Genomic DNA, 1,887 nt, shown 5'->3' with positions numbered 1-1,887 from the left:
GTGTGAGCGTTTCTCGCTGACATTGCTGAAGGGTTTAGTTCGTTTTATCATTTTGTTTTTGCTTATGATGAACTGATTTATTTTGTAACCCTACGCTGCTGAATGCACATCCTCAATGAATCTCTGGAGTGCTACTGTAGGGATAGAGTCGGAACCTATCTTATTTCGAATGACGGTCCCAGGCATGGCCCTCCGTTTTCATGGTAGCGATGGAGGCTTCATTTCCGGCTTCAGTATGGCGAGCGCTTCCTGGCTAAAGGAGGCTTCTGCCGGGGCACTGGCTTGTTTCCAGTTGTGGGATGTTTGGGGCAGAACTGGGGACCTCCGGTCAGTGGCGGACGAATTTCATTCTACATATTTGTGATCTTTTTGGCTACTTCACGCATTCTTGGAGTAATGGCAAAGGCGTCTTCAATTTCTGTATCGGCATGATCCCAGCACGACCAGTAATCTATCAGGTCTTTTAGTTCAGCTGCATCAATAATTAACAGCGAAACAAACTTTGGCCATACTCCATCAGGCTCAGCATTATTCCTCACGGCTTCCTCTAGGGAATTGAGCAAGAAGTCCATCAAACACAGTCTTTCATCCTGATCCAGGAAGTCGCGATCATACTGTTCCAAAACTGGCAAAATACGTTCGGGAGCAATTTCGACCTCGTGAGCCCAGTTGATGCAGTAGTCTCCTGGTTCAGGTAGATCAAAGAGTGCGCAAAGTGTATAAACTGTTTCTTGGCTAATTATTTTCATGAATGGTTTTATCCCTTTGGTTTTTTCTTCGCCTTGTCCATCACCCCCTCCTCCGTGCGCTGCACCGCCTCATGCCAGGAGAACTGGGGGTAGGCGATATGAAGGCTTGCCCCCTAGTGCTCCATCTTCAAGAACGCTGGACTTCAACTTTCCACACGAGCAATAACCTCCGCCAGTTTACCCAAACTAATCCTCAACTGGAGGTGCCAGCTCTGGATTCGGATTCTCCTCCAGCCAATGAATGACACGCTGAACGTCCTGCAAACGCAAAGGGGACGGGGTGCTTCCAACAATCACAAAATCTTCTTCTCGCTCAACATCCGATAATACTGCCAGAGCTTCTTTGAAGTCGTCGAATAAATTCAAAGGAAGGTGTTTGATTGTCGCTGCAATATCTGAATTAATAGAACATACCATTAGTTTAGTGATAAATGTAGATTTTGGGAGGCCATTTCTGATATACAGATCGAGCCACAGTTCAGGCCTCAAATGCACAGGAAGTCCATTTGGATGTTTTGGGAAACTAAATTCCACAACGGCGTCATCACTAGGATTGGAACGTTTTATCATTTTTTTGTTTTTTAAAGCTGTTGAACTGCCCGGTTTTGTAAATCAATGGCCGCTGAATGGACATCATTAATGAAGCGTTGAAGGGCCGCTGCGGGAATTGAATTGGTTCCTATTTTATTTCTGATTGCATTTAGTTCATAAAGCTCGTGGGCGATAATGCCCAGTATGGCTTGGTCACTCTTCATTACATTCTTATCAATACGGATAATAATTCTCCCATTTTCAAAAAAGTCACTCCATTGATAATGACTTTTAATTTTTGGTGGTTGATAAGATGCCCAATTGCCTTCCATTAATTCCGCGGATTCCATCCGGATACTTACCTTGTCCAAAATGTCGAATGTTTCCGCCATCAGCGGGTGTACCTTACCGATATTTTCCCGGAAGATCTGTTTAGCCTCATCCCAGGTCCTCACCGCACCATCGGGATTGTCTTTTCCATCTAGCCATCAGCGGCACTTGATCATACCGCGCTGCCCCTTTCACTGCGTTTGTTTCATCCAACTCGCCTTCACTGCCTGCCGGTTCGTGGTCCTGGGTGGTTGCCTTTTCCGGCATGCCAGGCTCC

3 protein-coding genes are annotated in these 1,887 nt (G+C 45.9%); all 3 read right to left on the bottom strand.

Going from position 1 to position 1,887, the window contains the following annotated elements:
• Window positions 1-350: 350 nt before the first annotated feature.
• Window positions 351-749: a hypothetical protein gene (locus EI77_RS23200; protein ID WP_133797696.1), complete on the bottom strand. Its 399-nt coding sequence runs from the start codon at window positions 747-749 to the stop codon at window positions 351-353.
• 186 nt (window positions 750-935) lie between these two features.
• On the bottom strand, window positions 936-1,319 hold the full coding sequence (locus EI77_RS23195) for a hypothetical protein (protein ID WP_133797695.1): 384 nt from the start codon (window positions 1,317-1,319) through the stop codon (window positions 936-938).
• An 11-nt stretch (window positions 1,320-1,330) separates the two neighbouring features.
• Window positions 1,331-1,630, bottom strand: coding sequence for a hypothetical protein (locus EI77_RS23190; RefSeq protein WP_208300464.1), 300 nt, complete (start codon window positions 1,628-1,630; stop codon window positions 1,331-1,333).
• Between the last annotated feature and the right edge of the window lie 257 nt (window positions 1,631-1,887).

The organism is Prosthecobacter fusiformis, from assembly GCF_004364345.1.
Lineage (GTDB): Bacteria > Verrucomicrobiota > Verrucomicrobiia > Verrucomicrobiales > Verrucomicrobiaceae > Prosthecobacter > Prosthecobacter fusiformis.
This window is presented reverse-complemented; position numbering and strand designations above follow the sequence as displayed.